This is a genomic window from Stenotrophomonas sp. STEN056, from assembly GCF_056759635.1.
This window is the reverse complement of record NZ_JBRRDL010000003.1, coordinates 71,865-89,249: the sequence shown is the minus strand read 5'-3', so window position 1 is coordinate 89,249 and position 17,385 is coordinate 71,865. Positions and strand designations below refer to the sequence as shown.

Here is a 17,385-nt window from a genome sequence, read left to right as displayed (position 1 = left end):
CGACACGGTCACGCCCTGCCAGCAGGCAGCGCGCGACGCAAAGAAAGGTGGGTGTCTTTCAGGAGAACAGCGGCGGGCCGCGTGCCGGATGTGCCGGCCAGCGCAGGCTGCCCGGCAGATGGACCGTGCGCGGCGATTCCGGCGCAAGCCGGTACAACAACGGCGCCAGCACCAACAGCAGCGCCAGCCAAGGCAGCAGGCGCGAGGCCATGGTGCAGTAGTCGCAGGCCTCGCCATGCGCGGCATGCGGGTCGGCCGGCGTTTGCGGCCTGGGAGTTTCAGCAGTTGCACTGCCTGTGGCATACAGCGCATGTTCGCTGGCGCCCATGCCGTGGTGGCTGGCATGCGTGTCCGCTGCAGCACCACGCATCGTTTCCATCATCACAGCGTGCTGCGCATGACTGGCCTGCATCCAGCGGCTGACCACCGGCGCCACCGCCATCAACAACGTGGCGGCGAAGGCCAGCAGCAGAAACCAGGATGTGAAACGGGCTGAACGCATGACCGCGCAATTCTAGCCGCGCACGCCGCAGCCACCTGCGCAACGTGGTGCGACCGTTTGCCGCACTGAAGAACAACCGTGACAGGCAGCGTCGTCGGGATGACGCGCTGTTCTCAACTGGTGATCGTCTGCGTCAACGATTCCCATGTCGGTGGCAGCGGCCAGTTTGCTTCCTGGTTGCCGTCGAGTACGCGGCGCAGGTCGCGCTTGTCGATCTGCGGTGCCAGCACGTGCACCAACTCCAATGCGTAGTCACGCAGCACGCGGTCGCGCGGCAGCACCGCCCAGGCGATGCACTCGGGTATCGCCGCCGGGGCCGGCCAGGCGCGCAGGTCGGTGTCGTTGCCGCTGACCGCCATTTCCGCCAGCAGGCCCACGCCCAGCCCAGCACGTACATAGGTCTTGATCAGATCCGCATCCAGCGCGGTCAGCGCCAGGTCCGGCTCCAGCTCCTGCGAGGCAAAGGCGCGCCGCAACGAGGAGCTGTTGCGCGTGGAGGACTCGTAGCTGATCAGCGGATGCGCGGCCAGCGCGGCCATGTCCGGGGTTTTGCCGGCACGTTCCAGCGGGTGGCCCTTGGGCACCAGCACCAGCCGGCGCCAGCGGTACAACGGCACCGCGATACCCGTGGTCGGCTCGCTACCGGCGGTGCTGATGATGGCGATGTCGGCATCGCCCTGGCTCAGCAGGTCCAATGCGTCGCTTTCCGCGGCCTGCTGCAGATGCACGCTGACCTGCGGATAGGCCTGCTTGATCCGCGCCACCGCCGGCGGCAGCACGAAGCGCGCCTGCGTGTGGGTGGTGGTCAGGATCAACTGGCCGTGGCTCTCGCGGCGCTGGTTGGCTGCATAGGTACGGATGTTGTTGGCTTCAGCCAGTACAGCGCGCGCACGGCTGATGACCTCTTCACCGGCCGGTGTGACCATTTCCAGGCTGCGGCCCTTGCGCACGAACAGCAGGAAGCCCAGTTCATCCTCCAGCTGTTTGAGCTGCTTGGACAACCCCGGCTGGGTGGCATGCACCCGCGTCGCAGCAAGGGTGATGTTGAGCTCGGCGTCGGCAATGGCAACGAGGTAGCGCAGTTGGGTCAGGGTCATTGCGGTGTCATCGGGAAACGTCGAAAGAAGGTGTGAGCTGACTGTAGGTCAAATTGCCACTCGTCCTTATAACCGAACGTTATTTTGCATGCGCCCCAAGTCATTTCCGGGCGTATCCGGCCCGGCGCTACGGTCAGCGGCCTTCCTGTTGAGTCTGCCCATCGCCTTGGACACTGCCTTGTTCCCGCTGTTTGCCGCCCTCAAGGGCCGGGCTGTACTGGTGGTTGGCGGTGGCGCGGTGGCCGAGCGCAAGGTGCTGGCCCTGCTGCACGCCGGCGCCCTGCCCCGGGTGGGCTCGCCGGCCTTGTCACCGGCACTGGCGGAACTCGTTGAGACGCAACGCGTGCAGTGGCTGCCCGGCTGCTTTGACACGCAATGGCTGGCCCACGATGTCTGGCTGGTGATCGCCGCCACCGACGACACCGCCACCAACCGCGCCGTCGCCGAGGCTGCCGAGGCGCAGCGGTTGTTCGTGAACGTGGTGGACGACGCGCAGTTGTCCACCTTCCACGTGCCCGCCGTGGTCGAACGCGGCCCGCTGCAGATCGCCATTTCCAGCGCCGGCGCGGCACCGATGGTCGCGCGCCATGTGCGCCGCCAGTTGGAGCAGTTGTTCGACCAGGCCTGGGGCCAGCTGGTGGAACTGGTCGGTCAGCACCGCGACCGCATCCGCCGCCGCTTCCCGGAACTGGGCCCGCGCCGCCAGTTCTTCGACCGCCTGATCGAAAGCCCGCTGCTGGGCCTGCTGCGTCGCCGCCAGGATGACGCCGCGCAGGCCTTGTTGTCACAGGCCATTGCCGGCCACAGCACGGCCAGCACCGGCTCGGTAGTGTTGGTCGGGGCCGGCTCCGGCGACCCCGGGCTGCTCACCCTCAGCGCCCTGCGCGCGCTCAACCAGGCCGACGTGATTCTCTACGACCGCCTGGTCAGCATCGACGTCCTGCAGCTGGCGCGTCGCGACGCCGAGTACATCGAGGTCGGCAAGTCCGCGCAGGGCCACAGCACCGCGCAGGAACACATCCATGCGTTGATGCTGGAACACACCAGTGCAGGCCGCCGGGTGGTGCGGCTCAAGGGCGGTGATGCCTTCGTGTTTGGCCGTGGCGGCGAGGAATTGCAGTTCCTGCGTGCCCATGACGTGCCGTACGAAGTGGTCCCGGGCATCACCGCCGCCCTGGCCTGTGCGGCCTACGCCGGCATTCCGCTCACCCATCGCGATCACGCCCAGCAACTGCGCCTGGTCACTGCGCACTGCAAGGATTCAATGGACACGCTGGACTGGCCGGAACTGGCCAAGGCCCGGCAGACGCTGGTGTTCTACATGGGCGTGGCCGCGCTGGAGCAGATCCGCGAGCGCCTGACCGCCGCCGGCCTGGCCGCCAGCACACCGTTTGCCCTGGTCGAGAACGGGTCGCGCCGCAATCAGCGCGTGATCACCGGCCAGTTGCACGACCTGCCCGAGACCGCACGCCAGCACCAGGTGCAGTCCCCGGCCCTGCTCATCCTGGGCGACGTCGCGGCGCTGGCCGACGACCTGCACTGGTTCGGCAATGCCCCGCTGCACGCTTTGCCCACCGTTTCCTCACTTCCCGCAAAGACCTCGCCGGCCACACTGGCCGACGCCGCCTGATTGCCTTTCCCGGAGATCCCCATGGCCATTTACAACAGCATCCTGGACACCATCGGCAACACCCCGGTGGTCAAGCTCAACCGTCTGGCCCCGGCGGGCGTGGATGTCTACGTCAAGGTTGAATCGTTCAACCCCGGCGGCTCGGTCAAGGACCGCCTGGCCCTGGCCATCATCCTCGACGCCGAGAAAAAAGGCCTGCTCAAGCCCGGCGACACCATCGTCGAAGCGACCTCCGGCAACACCGGCGTGGCGCTGGCCATGGTCGCGGCCGCACGCGGCTACAAGTTCGTGGCAACCATGGTGGAAACCTTCTCCGTCGAGCGCCGCAAGCTGATGCGCGCCTACGGCGCCAAGGTCATCCTGACCCCCGCCGCCGAACGTGGCAGCGGCATGGTGCGCAAGGCCAAGGAGCTGGCCGAGCAGCATGGCTGGTTCCTGGCCAGCCAATTCGCCAACCCGGCCAACCCCGCCTTCCACCGCCAGACCACCGCGGCGGAAATCCTGCGTGATTTCGCCGGCAAGCGCCTGGACTACTTCGTCAGCGGCTGGGGCACCGGCGGCACCCTCACCGGCGTGGGCGAAGTGCTGAAGCTGGCCCGCCCCGACACCCGCATCATCGCCACCGAACCGGCCGGCGCCGCGCTGCTGGCCGGCAAGGAATTCACCCCGCACAAGATCCAGGGCTGGACCCCGGACTTCGTGCCGGAAGTGCTCAACCGCGAGGTGTATGACGCGCTGTACTCGGTGCAGGATGAGCGCGCCATCGAAACCTCGCGCCGGCTGGCCGCCGAAGAAGGTATTTTCGTCGGCATCTCCGCCGGTGCCACGGTCGCCACCGCACTGGAAGTGGCGGCCAAGGCCGAAGCCGGTTCGGTGATCCTGGCGGTGCTGCCCGACACCGGCGAGCGCTACTTCTCCACCCCGCTGTTTGCCGACATCAATGACGGTTCGGACGACGACTGGCTGGCCGGTCTTCCGTAATCTCAATTACCCATTTAAACCCCGTACAAAGGCCGCCACATGCGGCCTTTGTGCTTTCCTGCGCGTCCAATCGCGTGCCGTGAGACGCCGGGCAACCACACTTGCCCGGCGCCGGGCGCAGGCATGCGTCCGTCACGTTCCTCTCATATACGGCGGCGGAAGATCACACGCATGAACATCGAAGTCTGGCAGGGCGACATCACCCAATTGGCCGTTGACGCCATCGTCAACGCGGCCAATGAAACCCTGCTGGGCGGCGGCGGCGTGGACGGCGCCATTCATCGTGCCGCAGGCCCCGGCCTGCTGGCCGAATGCGAACAATTGCCCGAACTGCGCCCAGGCGTGCGCTGCCCCACCGGCGAAGTCCGCGCTACCGGCGGCCATGCATTGCCCGCGCGCCATGTCTTCCACACCGTGGGCCCGGTCTGGCGCGATGGTCGCCACGACGAGGCCGCACTGTTGGCCAACTGCTATTGGCAATCACTGCGCCTGGCCGAACAGATGGGCCTGGAATCCATTGCCTTTCCTGCGATCAGCAGCGGCGTTTACGGCTACCCGCTGCACCAGGCCGCCGGCATCGCCGTCACCGAAACGCTCACCTGGCAGAAAAGCCACACGCGCCCGCTGCGCATCATTCTGGTGGCCTACAACGCGGCGGCATTCAAGATTTATCAGCAGGCCTTGGCCGATGCGGGCGGGGTACAGAAAAGCCAGTTGCTGGAAGACCTGAAACCGGCGATGGGTTGAGTTGGTTGTTGAGTGAAGACTGCTGCGTTCGGCCTCTCTGCAATTTTGAAGCTACTCCTCCCCAACCCTCCCCTTCGCCTTCGGCGCAAGGGAGGGGGCGGTTGTGCAGGGACTGTCAGATTACAGCGGACACCGCTTCTACGCCCTCCCTTGTGCCGAAGGCGAAGGGGAGGGTTGGGGAGCGGTAGCGTTTCAGCCCAGAAAATCAGCGCACCCAAATCTCAGCACCACTCCCCCTCAAACCTCACCACCAACCCCATACACCCAGCGCTCGAAGAACGGCTGCAACGAACGTCCAGCCGCCGCTTCCATGGATTGCTGGAAATCCCGGGTAACCACCGAGCGGCCATCATGGGCCTGCGTATACGTGCGCAGCCCACGCCAGAACACCTCATCACCCAGTTCCTGACGCAACAGATGCAACACCAGCGCGCCCTTCTGGTAAACCACCGCGCGGTCATCCGCCGTGGGTTTGCTCCAATCCGGGAAAACCAGCGCGCGGTCGGCACCCTTCTCCCGCAGCGCGCGTACACGCGTCTGCCAGCCACTCAGCATCTGCTGGTAAGCCGCCTCACCCTGCGCATGCTGCAACCATGCTGCCGTCATGAAGTTGGCAAACCCTTCGTTGAGCCAGAAATGCTCCCAACCGGCGCAGGTCACCCGGTTGCCCCACCACTGATGCGCGGCCTCATGCGCCATCAGCCCGAGCTGGGTCGGGTCATCCAGCACGCGCTTGCCGTAGGCTTCGGACATCAGCGACAAGCCCGCCATTTCCTGGCCGATGGTGCGTCCCACCAGGGCCTGCCGGTAGTCGCCTTCAAACGGAAGGCCGGCGCGGCGGGCAAAGAAATCCAGCATGTCGCCGGTCACGGAAAACACCTGCCGCAACTCGGCCGGTGAACGATCTACCGCGTAGTAATGCAGTTGTCCATCGCCGTGAGGGACAACCGCGTGCTGATACGGCCCTGCGGCGAAGCCGTAGACATAACCCGGCATTGGTGTGCGCAGATGCCAGCGGTGTTCGATGCGGCCATCTTCCAGTTGCCGCGAAGGCAGTACGTCACCCACTGCGGTTGCCTGCAACTGCGCTGGCAGGCGCAGGGCAAGCTGCAATGTTGCGCGTTCGTCAGGTGCATCCACCGATGGCATCCACTGACTGGTGGAGAAAATCGTGTAGACCTCATTGCGTTCGGCCGAGAATTCCAGACCGTGCGCGGGCTTGCCGTGATAGCGCAGCGTCAGCCAGGTTTCGGCGCTTGGCTGCAGGGGTTCGGCCAGGGTGATCGACAGTTTCCCTTCCACCTGTTCAAAGACGACCGCCTTGCCGTTCTGCGTGGCCGAATCAATCACCAGTTCGCCACTGTCCAGCACAACCTGCAGCAGCGCCGCGTCCTCGGCGGCCACGCGCAACGTTGCTTCACCACGCACTTCGCCCGCAGGAATGTCCACGTCCAGCATGACGGCGTAATGCAGGACATCAAACCCCCGCGTCGATGCTGCAAACGCTGGCGTTGCCAGCAGGAGCGCCACTGCCGTGCACAACCCACGCGCGATTCTGCAATGCATTCGACTGTCCTGAATGGAAACGCCGATTGTAGGCATACCCCTTTCGCAGGCAGAAAGTATTGCGCTCTCGCAGGCCGGGATGAAAATCCCAGCCCCCCGGCCACCCGGCATTTGCCGCAATGACGCAACTTCTTCATTCCAGCCCGACAACGCATGCCAGGCAGACTACTGGCGTCGCGGCTTTATCGCGCCGGCACAACAAAAAACGCCGGCACGAGGCCGGCGTTTTCGGTGTATCACATCACGCAGGAAGGCCTATCAGCCTTCCCACTTGCCCAGTGCAGCCAGGCCGTTTTCCTTGGCACGCTCGTACACGGTCTTCTGTGCGGCGGCGTAGTTGCCCTTGACGTCCTTGGCCCACAGCTTCAGTGCAGCCTGCTGCATGGCGCGGCCGTAGGAGAAGCTCAGCGGCCACGGCAGGTTGCCCAGCTGGTTCATGGCGTTGAGGTGCGCGGTGGACTGCTCGTCGCTCTGGCCACCGGACAGGAACACGATGCCCGGCAGGATGGCCGGCACGGTCGACTTCAGGCACATCACGGTCGATTCGGCCACTTCTTCCACGTCCACCTGCTCGTCGCAGCGCGTGCCCGGGATGACCATCGAAGCCTTGAGGATGGTGCCTTCCAGCACGACGTTCTGCTGGTACAGGGCGTCAAACAGCGAGCGCAGGGTGGCTTCGGTGACTTCGTAGCAGGTCTCGATGTCGTGGTCGCCGTCCATGATCACTTCCGGCTCGACCATCGGCACCAGGCCGCATTCCTGGCACAGGGCCGCATAACGGGCCAGCGCATGCGCGTTGGACTCGATGCAGGTGCCCGACGGGATGCTTTCACCGATGTTGATCACCGCACGCCACTTGGCGAAACGTGCGCCGAGCTTGTAGTACTCCTGCAGGCGCTCGCGCAGGCCGTCCAGGCCTTCGGTCACCAGCTCTTCCGGGCAGCCGGCCAGCGGGTGTGCACCCTTGTCGACCTTGATGCCCGGGATCATGCCGTTGTCGGACATGTACTTGGCGAACGGCACGCCGTCCTTGGTCGACTGGCGGATGGTTTCGTCAAACAGGATCGCGCCGGAGATGTGCTCGTTGAGCTTGGGCGTGGTCAGCAGCAGCTCGCGGTAGGCACGGCGGTTCTCTTCCGTGTTCTCGATGCCGACGCTGGCAAAGCGCTTGGCAATCGTGCCGGTGGATTCGTCAATGGCGATGATGCCCTTGCCCGGGGCGACCATTGCTTGGGCGGTTTCAGCCAGCAGTTCGATGCTCATGAGATTCCTGTAACCAAGGTGCGGGAAAAACGGAAGTATAGCCCGCCTCGCCCACCGGCTGGCTGCCCGCGAGGTCTGGAACCGCTTTCAAGTCTGGGTTGGGACATTTCCTGTCCGCTCCGACCAACTTTTTGACCGAAGCCCGATGGCCGCGTCCTTCTCTGCCGCGAGCCCGCCCTTTCTCTGCCTACAAGCTCGATGACCGCCCCCTCCCTTTGCCGCAGGCAAGGGGAGGGTTGGGGAGGGGTCGCTTCTCGGTGAATGGCCGAGCGTGCCCTCGTTTCCTACGTTGTTGCTGCTGCGGTAGCTCCAGCCGTCAAAGGCATGAAGCGCGGTTTCGTGTCTTCATTGCCTTTGCGGAAAGCTACCCCTCCCCAGCCCTCCCCTCCGCCTTCGGCGCAAGGGAGGGGGTTTGGGAAGCGGTTGCCTGCCTTGCCCGCTCAAAGCTCGCCCAGGCCGCCGGCACGTCCGTCGGCGCCCACTTCCAGCAGGCGCAGGGTGTTGGTGGCGCCATGGGTTTCCATGTGCTCACCGCTGGTGAACACCACACGGTCACCGGCCGCCAGCAACCCGGCCTCGACCAGCAGGCGGATGCTGCCGCGCGCGGCTTCACGCGGGGTGAAACCACGGCTGTCGAAATTGATCGGGAACACATCGCGCATCAGCGCCATCTGCCGACGGGCACCGTCATGGCGGGTCACCGCGAACACCGGCGCCGAGGCGCGGAAGCGCGACAGGTAGCGCGCGGTGCCGCCGGATTCGGTCATTGCCACGATCGCCCGCACACCCACGTGCTGGGACAGGAACATGGTGGCCATGGCGATGGCCTGGTCGGCACGCTCCAGGTTGCGCGGCGAGGCGTTGAAGTCGGTTTCGGTCTGGAACTGGCGCTCGGCGCCCAGGCAGATGCGGGCCATCGCCTCGACTGCCTTGACCGGGTAGGCACCGGCGGCGGTCTCGGCCGACAGCATCACCGCATCGGTGCCGTCGATGACCGAGTTGGCCACGTCCAGCACTTCAGCGCGGGTCGGGATGGGGCTTTCCACCATCGACTGCAGCATCTGCGTGGCGGTGATCACCACCTTGTTCTGCGCCAGCGAGGCCTTGATGATCTTCTTCTGCAGGCCCGGCAGCTCGGCGTCGCCGATTTCCACGCCCAGGTCGCCACGGGCCACCATCACCACGTCGCTGGCCTCGACAATTTCTTCCAGGTTCGCGATGGCTTCGGTGCGCTCGATCTTGGACACCAGCGCCGCGTCGGAGCCATGCTGGCGGGCGATGGCACGGGCATCGTTCATGTCCTGCGCGTTGCGGCAGAACGACACCGCAATGAAATCCACACCGATCTTGGCGACGATGCCGATCAATTCCTTGTCGCGCTCGGTCAGCGCGCCCAGCGACAGCCCACCGCCCTGCTTGTTCAGGCCCTTGCGGTCGGACAACACGCCGTCGTTGAGCACGGTGTTGATGATGCGCTCACCCTGCACTTCAACCACCTGCAGTTGCATCAGGCCGTCGTCGAGCAGCAGCACATCGCCAGGGCCCACGTCCTGCGGCAGGCCCAGATAGCTCACGCCCACCTGGCTGGCAGTGCCCGGGCCAGCCTCGGTGCTGGCAATCAGGTCGAAACGATCACCGGCCTTGAGCTGCACCTTGCCTTCGGCAAAGCGCTCAATGCGGATCTTCGGGCCCGGCAGGTCGGCCAGGATGCCCACTTCCACGCCGACCCGCTGGGCGGCGGCGCGTACATCCGCGGCACGCTTGGCCTGGCCGGACGGATCGCCGTGGGAGAAGTTCAGGCGAACCACATTGACGCCGGCGCGGAACAGTTCATCCAGCACCCCTGGCGCGTCGGTAGCCGGGCCGAGGGTGGCAAGAATCTTGGTGCGTCGCTGGCGTTCGGTCATGGTGCTTGGTCTCCCTATGAAGCCATCGAAATTAGCACATTCACCGCATGACAACGATGTCGTGCACGATTTCATAAAACACTTTATGCAATGTCCCGAAGGCAGGCCGGACAACCTGTCTGCACATGCCATGCGGCATGACAACGCAAGTCCTGCGGGCAGCCTGCGCAGGCCAGGGCAATTCCAGCGACGACGCCAGGACGGCGCCGTGGGTGCCCCGCGATGGCCTGCGCAAGGGCGCAGACAGGAGGCACTTCATCGGGCCTGCACGGAACTGGTCAAGCCAGAACGATGGCCCAAAATGAAAAGGGCCCCGGAAACCGGAGCCCTGCATTCACCTGCACACGATCCCTGCGCGCGTCAGCCCCGCAGCAAGGCCACCAACGCTTCCGGCGCCGCTGCTACGGCCCCGGCACCAGCCGCTTCCAGTTCCTCGCGGCCACCAAAGCCCCACAGCACACCGACGTTGCGCATTGCATGATGGCGCGCGCCTTCGATATCCATGCGCCGGTCGCCGATCATCCAGCACTGCGCCGCTGGCAAGGACAGGCGCTGCAGCGCCTCGGCAATCAGTTCCGGCTTGTCGCTGCGCGAACCATCTTCCGTCGCGCCGATCACATCCTCGAAGCAGTTGCCGAACGGCAGGTGCGCGACGATGCGACGCGCGTGCGGCTCGTTCTTGGCAGTGACCACCGCCAGGCGATGCCCGGCCGCGTGCAGCCCCTGCACGACCTCGCCAATGCCGGCGTAGATGTCGTGCTCCTGCCAGCCAGTCACCTCGAAGCGTTCGCGGTACAGCGCAACCGCCTGCTCCACCCGCTGCGCATCGCCCAACAGCGGCGTGAAGCTGGTGCGCAGCGACGGGCCGATCCACTTGCGCAGTTCGGCCATCGGCGGCACCGGCTGCTGCAGCTTCTCCAATGCATAGGCCACGCAACGGGTGATGCCGACGGCCGAATCAATCAGCGTGCCGTCGAGATCGAAAAAGAAAACATCGCGGCTCATGGAACGTCCTCACGATCCGTCGTGAGCGATGACCTGTGGTCCGTGGTGGAGCGGAGCAAGCGCAACGTATGTGGAATACGTGAGCATTGTGAGCACCACACGCGGGCCACAGGGCGAGCGCAACAGGTTCGCGAGGACGTTCTCACGCGCCGCGAGCCTCCAGCGCGGCCACCGCCGGCAGCGTCTTGCCTTCCAGGAATTCCAGGAACGCGCCACCGCCGGTGGAGATGTAGCTCACTTCCTTGGCGATACCGTATTTGTCCACCGCCGCCAGGGTGTCGCCACCGCCGGCAATGGAGAACGCGCTGGAGCTGGCAATGGCACGCGCCAGTGCTTCGGTGCCCTTGCCGAAGGCGTCGAACTCGAACACGCCGACCGGGCCGTTCCACACCACGGTGCCGGCCTTGGCGATCAGCGCGGCGTACTGGGCAGCGGTCTGCGGGCCGATATCCAGGATCATGTCATCGGCGCCCACCGCATCCACCGCCTTGACCGTGGCAGGTGCGTCGGCAGCGAAGGCCGGGGCCACCACCACGTCCACCGGCAGCGGGATTTCAGCACCGCGTGCCTTGGCGTCGGCGTCGATCTTGCGCGCGGTGTCGAGCAGGTCGTTCTCGACCAGCGACTTGCCCACGCCGTGGCCTTCAGCGGCGATGAAGGTGTTGGCGATGCCGCCGCCAACGATCAGCTGGTCGACCTTGCCGACCAGGCTGGACAGCAGCTCCAGCTTGGTCGAGACCTTGGAGCCGGCAACGATGGCCAGCAACGGACGTGCCGGGTTGGCCAGCGCCTTGTCCAGCGCGTCCAGCTCGGCCATCAGCAGCGGGCCGCCGGCGGCAACCGGGGCGAAGCGGATCACACCGTGGGTGGAGGCCTGCGCGCGGTGCGCGGTGCCGAAGGCATCCATCACGAACACGTCGCACAGCGCGGCGTACTTCTTCGACAGCGCCTCGTCGTCCTTGCCCTCGCCCACGTTCATGCGGCAGTTCTCCAGCAGCACGATCTTGCCCGGGGCCACGTCAACGCCATCCACCCAATCCTTGACCAGCGGCACGTCCACGCCCAGCAGCTCGGACAGACGCTTGGCCACCGGCGCCAGCGAATCGGCCTGGCTCCACACGCCTTCCTTCGGGCGGCCCAGGTGCGAGGTAACCAGCACGGCAGCGCCCTTTTCCAGCGCCAGCTTCAGCGTCGGCAGCGAGGCGGTGATGCGCTGCTCGGAGGTGATCTTGCCGGCCTCGTCGATCGGCACGTTCAGATCCTGGCGGATCAATACACGCTTGCCGGAAAGGTCGAGGTCGGTCATGCGAACGATGGACATGGCAGGATCTGCTCCGCTGGGGATGGGAAACCGCCATTTTCGCCCGCCCCGTCCACCGGGGGCAAACCCAAGGACGCTTTCAGATGCAACCCCGCCTTGCCCAACCTGAACTGCACAGCGCGCGCCTGCAGCTGCGCGAAGTCCGCGTTGACGATGCACCGGCCCTGTTCGCCATCCACTCCGATCCCGGGGTGATGCGCTACTGGAGCTACCCGGCCTGGACCGAACTGGCCCAGGCCGAAGCCAGGATCACCGATATCCAGCGCCAGCGCCGTGAGCAGGACATCCTGGTCTGGGCAATTGCCGACGCCGCCAGCGACCAGTTGATCGGCACCAGTGCGGTATTCGCGCTGGACCAGGCGCAGGGCCGCGCCGAGATCGGCTACAGCCTGCATCCGCACTGGCAACGCCGCGGTCTGGCCAGCGAAGCACTGCGGCTGATACTTGAATATCTGTTCGACACACTGCAGCTGCGCCGCGTGGAAGCCGATGTCGACCCGCGCAACGAGGCATCGTGGCGCCTGCTGGAAAAGCTGGGCTTCGTCCGCGAAGGCCTGCTGCGCGAGCGCTGGCACGTCAATGGCGAAATCTGCGATAGCGCGTTTTATGGCCTGCTGCGGAAAGACTTCAAAGCAGGCTGACGTTGTAGAGCGGAGCCATGCTCCGCTGAGGCGTTAGCGCTACAGCCCCTGCCGTCCGAACAATGGAATCTTCCCAAGCGCACAGAACGTCGCGGTGACGCCCAAGCTGCATAGCCCACCGACGAACAACGCTGACAGCAGGTCATCCAATTCGGTTCGCTCTGCGGACCCGGAAACCGAAAATGCGGCCCACAACCCCGCGCCGATCAGCGTGGTGTAGAAGCACAGGCGTACGGCATTGAGGCGGCGCGCCCATGCCAGCAACGCCATCACGGGAACGCACACAAAAATCAGACCGATATAGCCGAACGCGACGGAAACAATCGCTATCAATGGGGAAAACAAGGCAATTCCATCGCGCTCGAACAACGACGATGACGTGAAGCAAAGGCCGAGCAGCGAGAAAATCGGCGTAAAAAGTGGTGCGGCGAACGCCAGTTCGTCTGCGGAAGGTCCTTCAGGCTTCGGGAATCTTCTGGACATCGTCGATCAAGGCCAACTCGTTTCCAGGGCAGGTGATTTCAGTAGCATGTGACGCCCGTCAGCGGCTGCAGAGCGGGGCCACGTTCTGCTTTGTCTTTGCCAGCGAAGCCATTGCCGAGCATGGCTCGGCACTACCTCAGATATCCTTTTTGTCCGGGCGTTGGCTGCGCAACAGACTGAAAGCAAACCCAGCCACAGCCAGCGCGCCCAGGATCAGTACACCCCACAGCACGACGTTCTTCCAGTCACGCGGCGCCTTGACCGGCTGATAGGCGGCATCGCCCGCGCGCACAACGCCCTCGCCCAAGGTCGCTGCCACCGGCTGCCATTGCGCACCATTGCGCGTACGCAGGGCATCAAGCATCGGATCAAGCGCGGCCTGCATCCCGGCAACATTGGCGCTGCCGGCAACCAGCAGGTACGGCGCGCGCCCTTGCGCCAGAAACACCACGCTGCCCGGCCGGTAGCCCAGGCGCAGCAGCGGCGCTTCCGACGGCACCGACCCCGGCTCGGCCAGCAGGCGCCATTGGCGGTCGGTGATGATGCCCGAGGTCTCCAGTGCGGCCGAACGCTGCTGCTTTCCTGCCGCGTTCAAGCTCCAGGCGTTCCAGCCCTGCGTCAGCATCTGCCAATCCGGCGTTTGGCCATCCGCACCGGGGCGATCCGCGTCGCGACTGAAAACGCTCCAGCTCACCGCGCTGTTGGCCGGCATCACCACGTCCAGGCGCTGGACCGGCAAGCGGCCCTGCAGTGCATACAGGTAACCGTCCCTGGCGTTGCTGCCCGCGCCCGCCGTCAGCTCCTGCCACTGCCAATCACCGCTCTCCACGACATCGGCCATCTCGCCCCGCAGACCGCGCAGTGCCGGCGCGCCGGTGCGCTGCAGTGGCACCAGCCGCAGGTAGCGCAGGCCGGCTTCCACCTTGACGGTGTTGTTGCGAAGCGCCCGCCCCTGATTGTTCAACTGCACCAGCCGCACCTGCGGATCCAGCACCTGCCAGCCACGCAGGTCGTCACTGCCCTCCAGGCGATAGCCCAGATCCAGCGTCGCGTCCGCATCGGCCCAATCCACCGACAACGCGCGCAGCTTGCCGGCGTCATCGCCCAGGTCCACCAGCCACACCGGATCCACCGCCGCTACCGCACCCGCACTGGTCACGGAATTGCGGATCGACAGCACCTTGCCGGTGGTATCACGCTGCACCACCACGCTCAGATCGTCATCGGCCGTCGCGGCGGCGACCGGCAAGGCAAACCACTGCAGATCCACCGTGCGCAACGGGCCGGACAACGGCGTGGCCGCGGCATACACCGCACTGGCCACCGGCTTGCCGTCCGCGTCAATCACCCGCACATCGCGCAGGTCGCGCCAATGCGCGGCGGTGTACACCGCCGCATCCAGCGGCACCCGGTACGCACCGACGTCCGCCTGCGACAACTGCAGCGGCCATTGCCGGGCGAAATCATCGGCGGCCTGTGCACTCAATGGCAGCAGGGCCAGCCACAACAGACGCTTGATCATGCGGGTGTTTCCTCATTGTTGTTCCGAATGGCCACGGCACGGCGCGGCGGTGCCGGCGCCAGCCAGCCGACCAGCGTGCACAGCAGGCCGTAGGCAATGAACGCACCGATGCCCAGCAGATCACCCAGGTTGCTGCGGTCCACCAACAGCAGTTTGGCAAGCACCACGCCCATCAGGATCGCGCCGGCCAGCCACAACCCCCACTGCCCGCGACGCGAGCCCGACACCCAGCCGACCACGCCGAGCAGACTCCACACCACGGTCAGGCTGGTCTGCGCCAATTGCGTGCCAAGCAGGTTTTCGCTCCACGCCTCGCCGCCCCAGTGATGCACCGCGCGCAACGTCATCACCGTGACCAGCACCAGCCCGGCCACGGCCATGCCCACCAGTTGCTGCGGCGGAACACGCCCGCCACGCCCTTCCCACAGGCGCATCGCAGCAAGTACCAGCACCGCCATTTCGGCCAGTTCCAACGGGTTGAACACCACGATCCACGGCAGTGGCGCTGCGCCGCCCGCACTGGCCAGCGACACCAGCCACCACAGCCCCAACACGCCGAACACCGCCAGCTGCAACGCCGGGCGGTAGCGATCAAACGCCGCGCCCAACGGTTGCGACAGCCACGACCAATGCCGCATCGACAGCACCGCCAGCAGCAACCACGGCAAGGCCAGCAGCAGGCCAACCCAGCCGTCGGCAAGCGTGAAGCGGTCACCGATGTACCAGGCCAGCAACGACAGCACGGTCGGCCACAACAGCAACCAGGCCAACTGTGCCAGGCCAGCAACCACGCCGCTGCCGGCGCGCAGGCACAACAGGCTGCGCAGGCCCAGTGCGGCAAACAGCGGCCACGCCCAGACACCGTGGCCCGCGAACGGCTGGCCGTACTCGGCCAACTGCAGGAAGGCCACCGGGAACGCCAGCAGCAGGCAACCGAGCGTGGTCAGGGACAACACCAGCGCCGGTGCGCGGCGTTGCACTTCCGCCGCAAGCCAGCCGGTTACGCCCAGCATCACCAGCACCGCATGCAGGCGACTGCCGACGGCAACAAAGTCGCCGATTTCCATGATCAGATTGCCCAGCCACCAGACCAGGCCCCACACATAGGCCACGGTAGCGACATGCAGTTTCCCAACGCCGCGATACAACCAGGCCGTGGCAAAGCCGGCCAGCGCGATCAGCAGGGCGCCCATGAAGGCGGCATTGGCAATGGCCACCGCTCCGTCATGCAGCCCGCGGATGCTGCCAATCATCAACGCCACTGCAGCGGCCAGTTGCAGGCCGATGCCACTCCAGCGCGCGAGGCGGCGATTCTGCATCAGGCCCAGCCAGACCAGGCCGGCACCTTCCAATGCAAACACCGATGCAGTGGCCCGCGCCGACAACGCCAGCGGCACCGCCAGCGTGGCGAAGCCCACGGCAAGAATGGCGTAGCCACGCGCCAGTACGTCCAGGCGCTCCTTGTTGATCAGTGCACGTGCCAGCACGGCGTACAGCACCGCCACCCCCAGCGCACACAGCGCCAGCGGCATGCGCTCGCCCTGCAACAGCGCTGCCTGCAGGCTGAAGGCAATCAGCGGCGTGCCGAACAGCAGGCAGCCATCAATACGGGCGCTGCCCGGGGTCGCCAGCTTGCGCGCGTACAACAATGGCAACAACAGGTAGAACACGAAGAACAACACCAGGAACGGCTCGGTGCTGCTGAACTTGGCCGGCGAATAGTCCATCACGCCCCATGCCGTGCCAATGCCCCAGGTGAACACGAAGCCGAGCAGGTTAAGGATGCGCCACGGCCGCACCCAGGCAATGGCGAAGATGCCGGCGTTGAGCAGCGCGTAGTACGAGAACAGCCCGACATGATTGCCGCTGTCGCTGGACAGCCAGATCGGCGCCATGAAACCGGCCAGCACACCGAGGATGGCCAGCGTGCGCGATTCCTGCAGTACCGCCATCACCGACATGCCGGCAATCAACACCACGCTGATCAACAGTGCAGGCACGGCATCGATGAGGCCGTAGATCTTGAACGCGGCGAACACCGTCAGCAGCAGCACGCCGATGGCGCCGCCCTGCAACGCCAACGCAAAGGTGCGGTGGCTCTCGCGCTTGCGCCAGGCGAACACCAGCCCGGTCAAGGCCGCCGCGCTGATACCCGCCAGGCGGAATTCAATCGGCATGCTCAGCCAGCCCTGGTCACTGGCGTACTTCAACAACGCCGCCACGCCGGCCAGCAGCACCAGCATGCCCACCTTTACCGGCACGTTGCCGCTGGTGAACCACTGTTTGACGTGCTCGAGGCCACGCTCGATGAAGTTGGGCGCCGCAGGCGCGGGCGGCACCCACTCCTGTTCCTGACGCGGCGCAGGGGCCGGCTCGGCGCGAACACGCACAGGCGGGGCCGGCTCGGGCAATGGCGGAATCGGCGGCACGCTGGCCTCCGGCGCCGGGGGCTGGGCCGGAGCTGGCGCCGCCTGCGTCTCAACCGCTGACGAAGCCGTCTCACTCCCGTCGTGTAGCGCCGGCTCCATCCACGCCTCTGGCAGTGCCGCCGGCGCTGCAGTTGCCGGGCTACGCTGCGCCTGCGCAGCCGCCGCTTCCAGCGCGGCCACGCGGCGCTTCAGCGACGCCACCGAAACCAGCGCCATCACCAGCAACACGGGGACGGCCAATACCACGGCCAGCAATATCAATCCCCAAAACACCAACGTTCCGTCCATTTC

At 65.8% G+C, this 17,385-nt stretch carries 14 protein-coding genes; 4 read left to right on the top strand and 10 right to left on the bottom strand.

The annotated features are described in order from the left end of the window. Positions 1 to 58: 58 nt before the first annotated feature. Positions 59 to 502 (bottom strand): DUF2946 family protein, encoded by a 444-nt coding sequence (locus ACVOLO_RS02765; RefSeq protein ID WP_481568748.1) that lies wholly within the window; start codon positions 500 to 502, stop codon positions 59 to 61. 113 nt (positions 503 to 615) lie between these two features. Further along, the gene (locus ACVOLO_RS02760; protein WP_481568747.1) at positions 616 to 1,599 is read right to left on the bottom strand and encodes a LysR family transcriptional regulator; all 984 of its coding nucleotides are present in this window, start codon (positions 1,597 to 1,599) and stop codon (positions 616 to 618) included. An 88-nt stretch (positions 1,600 to 1,687) separates the two neighbouring features. Between ACVOLO_RS02760 and cysG the strand changes: the two genes are divergently transcribed. From cysG to ACVOLO_RS02745, 3 genes are all read left to right on the top strand, one after another. Next, complete coding sequence (gene cysG, locus ACVOLO_RS02755; protein ID WP_481568746.1) at positions 1,688 to 3,229, top strand: siroheme synthase CysG; 1,542 nt, start codon at positions 1,688 to 1,690, stop codon at positions 3,227 to 3,229. Between the two features lie 21 nt (positions 3,230 to 3,250). Continuing rightward, positions 3,251 to 4,210: a cysteine synthase A gene (gene cysK, locus ACVOLO_RS02750; RefSeq protein ID WP_481568745.1), complete on the top strand. Its 960-nt coding sequence runs from the start codon at positions 3,251 to 3,253 to the stop codon at positions 4,208 to 4,210. Between the two features lie 171 nt (positions 4,211 to 4,381). Further along, positions 4,382 to 4,957 carry an O-acetyl-ADP-ribose deacetylase gene (locus ACVOLO_RS02745; RefSeq protein WP_481568744.1) on the top strand — a complete coding sequence of 192 codons (576 nt, stop codon included), beginning with the start codon at positions 4,382 to 4,384 and terminating at the stop codon, positions 4,955 to 4,957. A 237-nt stretch (positions 4,958 to 5,194) separates the two neighbouring features. On the opposite strand, the gene ACVOLO_RS02740 is transcribed toward ACVOLO_RS02745, so the two are convergent. From ACVOLO_RS02740 to ACVOLO_RS02720, 5 genes are all read right to left on the bottom strand, one after another. Next, complete coding sequence (locus tag ACVOLO_RS02740; protein ID WP_481568743.1) at positions 5,195 to 6,523, bottom strand: M1 family metallopeptidase; 1,329 nt, start codon at positions 6,521 to 6,523, stop codon at positions 5,195 to 5,197. Positions 6,524 to 6,781: 258 nt separating this feature from the next. Beyond that, positions 6,782 to 7,786, bottom strand: coding sequence for a class I fructose-bisphosphate aldolase (locus ACVOLO_RS02735; protein WP_481568742.1), 1,005 nt, complete (start codon positions 7,784 to 7,786; stop codon positions 6,782 to 6,784). 440 nt (positions 7,787 to 8,226) lie between these two features. Next, on the bottom strand, positions 8,227 to 9,693 hold the full coding sequence (gene pyk / locus ACVOLO_RS02730) for a pyruvate kinase (protein WP_481568741.1): 1,467 nt from the start codon (positions 9,691 to 9,693) through the stop codon (positions 8,227 to 8,229). A gap of 360 nt (positions 9,694 to 10,053) precedes the next feature. Then, on the bottom strand, positions 10,054 to 10,698 hold the full coding sequence (locus ACVOLO_RS02725) for an HAD hydrolase-like protein (RefSeq protein ID WP_481568740.1): 645 nt from the start codon (positions 10,696 to 10,698) through the stop codon (positions 10,054 to 10,056). A 142-nt stretch (positions 10,699 to 10,840) separates the two neighbouring features. Next, entirely contained in the window at positions 10,841 to 12,019 is a 1,179-nt protein-coding gene (locus ACVOLO_RS02720; RefSeq protein WP_481568739.1) for a phosphoglycerate kinase, read from the bottom strand. A gap of 83 nt (positions 12,020 to 12,102) precedes the next feature. Between ACVOLO_RS02720 and ACVOLO_RS02715 the strand changes: the two genes are divergently transcribed. After that, positions 12,103 to 12,660, top strand: coding sequence for a GNAT family N-acetyltransferase (locus ACVOLO_RS02715; RefSeq protein WP_481568738.1), 558 nt, complete (start codon positions 12,103 to 12,105; stop codon positions 12,658 to 12,660). A gap of 39 nt (positions 12,661 to 12,699) precedes the next feature. On the opposite strand, the gene ACVOLO_RS02710 is transcribed toward ACVOLO_RS02715, so the two are convergent. From ACVOLO_RS02710 to ACVOLO_RS02700, 3 genes are all read right to left on the bottom strand, one after another. After that, positions 12,700 to 13,143 carry a hypothetical protein gene (locus tag ACVOLO_RS02710; protein WP_481568737.1) on the bottom strand — a complete coding sequence of 148 codons (444 nt, stop codon included), beginning with the start codon at positions 13,141 to 13,143 and terminating at the stop codon, positions 12,700 to 12,702. Positions 13,144 to 13,279: 136 nt separating this feature from the next. Then, positions 13,280 to 14,665: a DUF3999 domain-containing protein gene (locus tag ACVOLO_RS02705; protein ID WP_481568736.1), complete on the bottom strand. Its 1,386-nt coding sequence runs from the start codon at positions 14,663 to 14,665 to the stop codon at positions 13,280 to 13,282. Continuing rightward, a complete protein-coding gene (locus tag ACVOLO_RS02700) occupies positions 14,662 to 17,382 on the bottom strand; it encodes a DUF2339 domain-containing protein (protein WP_481568735.1) in 2,721 nt (906 codons plus the stop codon). The genes ACVOLO_RS02705 and ACVOLO_RS02700 overlap by 4 nt, the downstream gene beginning before the upstream one ends. Between the last annotated feature and the right edge of the window lie 3 nt (positions 17,383 to 17,385).

Excerpts from the sequence above, each read along its gene's own strand:
- ACVOLO_RS02765 (WP_481568748.1), bottom strand. The coding sequence starts at position 502 with ATGCGTTCAGCCCGTTTCACATCCTGGTTTCTGCTGCTGGCCTTCGCC.
- ACVOLO_RS02760 (WP_481568747.1), bottom strand. The coding sequence starts at position 1,599 with ATGACCCTGACCCAACTGCGCTACCTCGTTGCCATTGCCGACGCCGAG.
- cysG (WP_481568746.1), top strand. The coding sequence starts at position 1,688 with ATGCGCCCCAAGTCATTTCCGGGCGTATCCGGCCCGGCGCTACGGTCA.
- cysK (WP_481568745.1), top strand. The coding sequence starts at position 3,251 with ATGGCCATTTACAACAGCATCCTGGACACCATCGGCAACACCCCGGTG.
- ACVOLO_RS02745 (WP_481568744.1), top strand. The coding sequence starts at position 4,382 with ATGAACATCGAAGTCTGGCAGGGCGACATCACCCAATTGGCCGTTGAC.
- ACVOLO_RS02740 (WP_481568743.1), bottom strand. The coding sequence starts at position 6,523 with ATGCATTGCAGAATCGCGCGTGGGTTGTGCACGGCAGTGGCGCTCCTG.
- ACVOLO_RS02735 (WP_481568742.1), bottom strand. The coding sequence starts at position 7,786 with ATGAGCATCGAACTGCTGGCTGAAACCGCCCAAGCAATGGTCGCCCCG.
- pyk (WP_481568741.1), bottom strand. The coding sequence starts at position 9,693 with ATGACCGAACGCCAGCGACGCACCAAGATTCTTGCCACCCTCGGCCCG.
- ACVOLO_RS02725 (WP_481568740.1), bottom strand. The coding sequence starts at position 10,698 with ATGAGCCGCGATGTTTTCTTTTTCGATCTCGACGGCACGCTGATTGAT.
- ACVOLO_RS02720 (WP_481568739.1), bottom strand. The coding sequence starts at position 12,019 with ATGTCCATCGTTCGCATGACCGACCTCGACCTTTCCGGCAAGCGTGTA.
- ACVOLO_RS02715 (WP_481568738.1), top strand. The coding sequence starts at position 12,103 with ATGCAACCCCGCCTTGCCCAACCTGAACTGCACAGCGCGCGCCTGCAG.
- ACVOLO_RS02710 (WP_481568737.1), bottom strand. The coding sequence starts at position 13,143 with ATGTCCAGAAGATTCCCGAAGCCTGAAGGACCTTCCGCAGACGAACTG.
- ACVOLO_RS02705 (WP_481568736.1), bottom strand. The coding sequence starts at position 14,665 with ATGATCAAGCGTCTGTTGTGGCTGGCCCTGCTGCCATTGAGTGCACAG.
- ACVOLO_RS02700 (WP_481568735.1), bottom strand. The coding sequence starts at position 17,382 with ATGGACGGAACGTTGGTGTTTTGGGGATTGATATTGCTGGCCGTGGTA.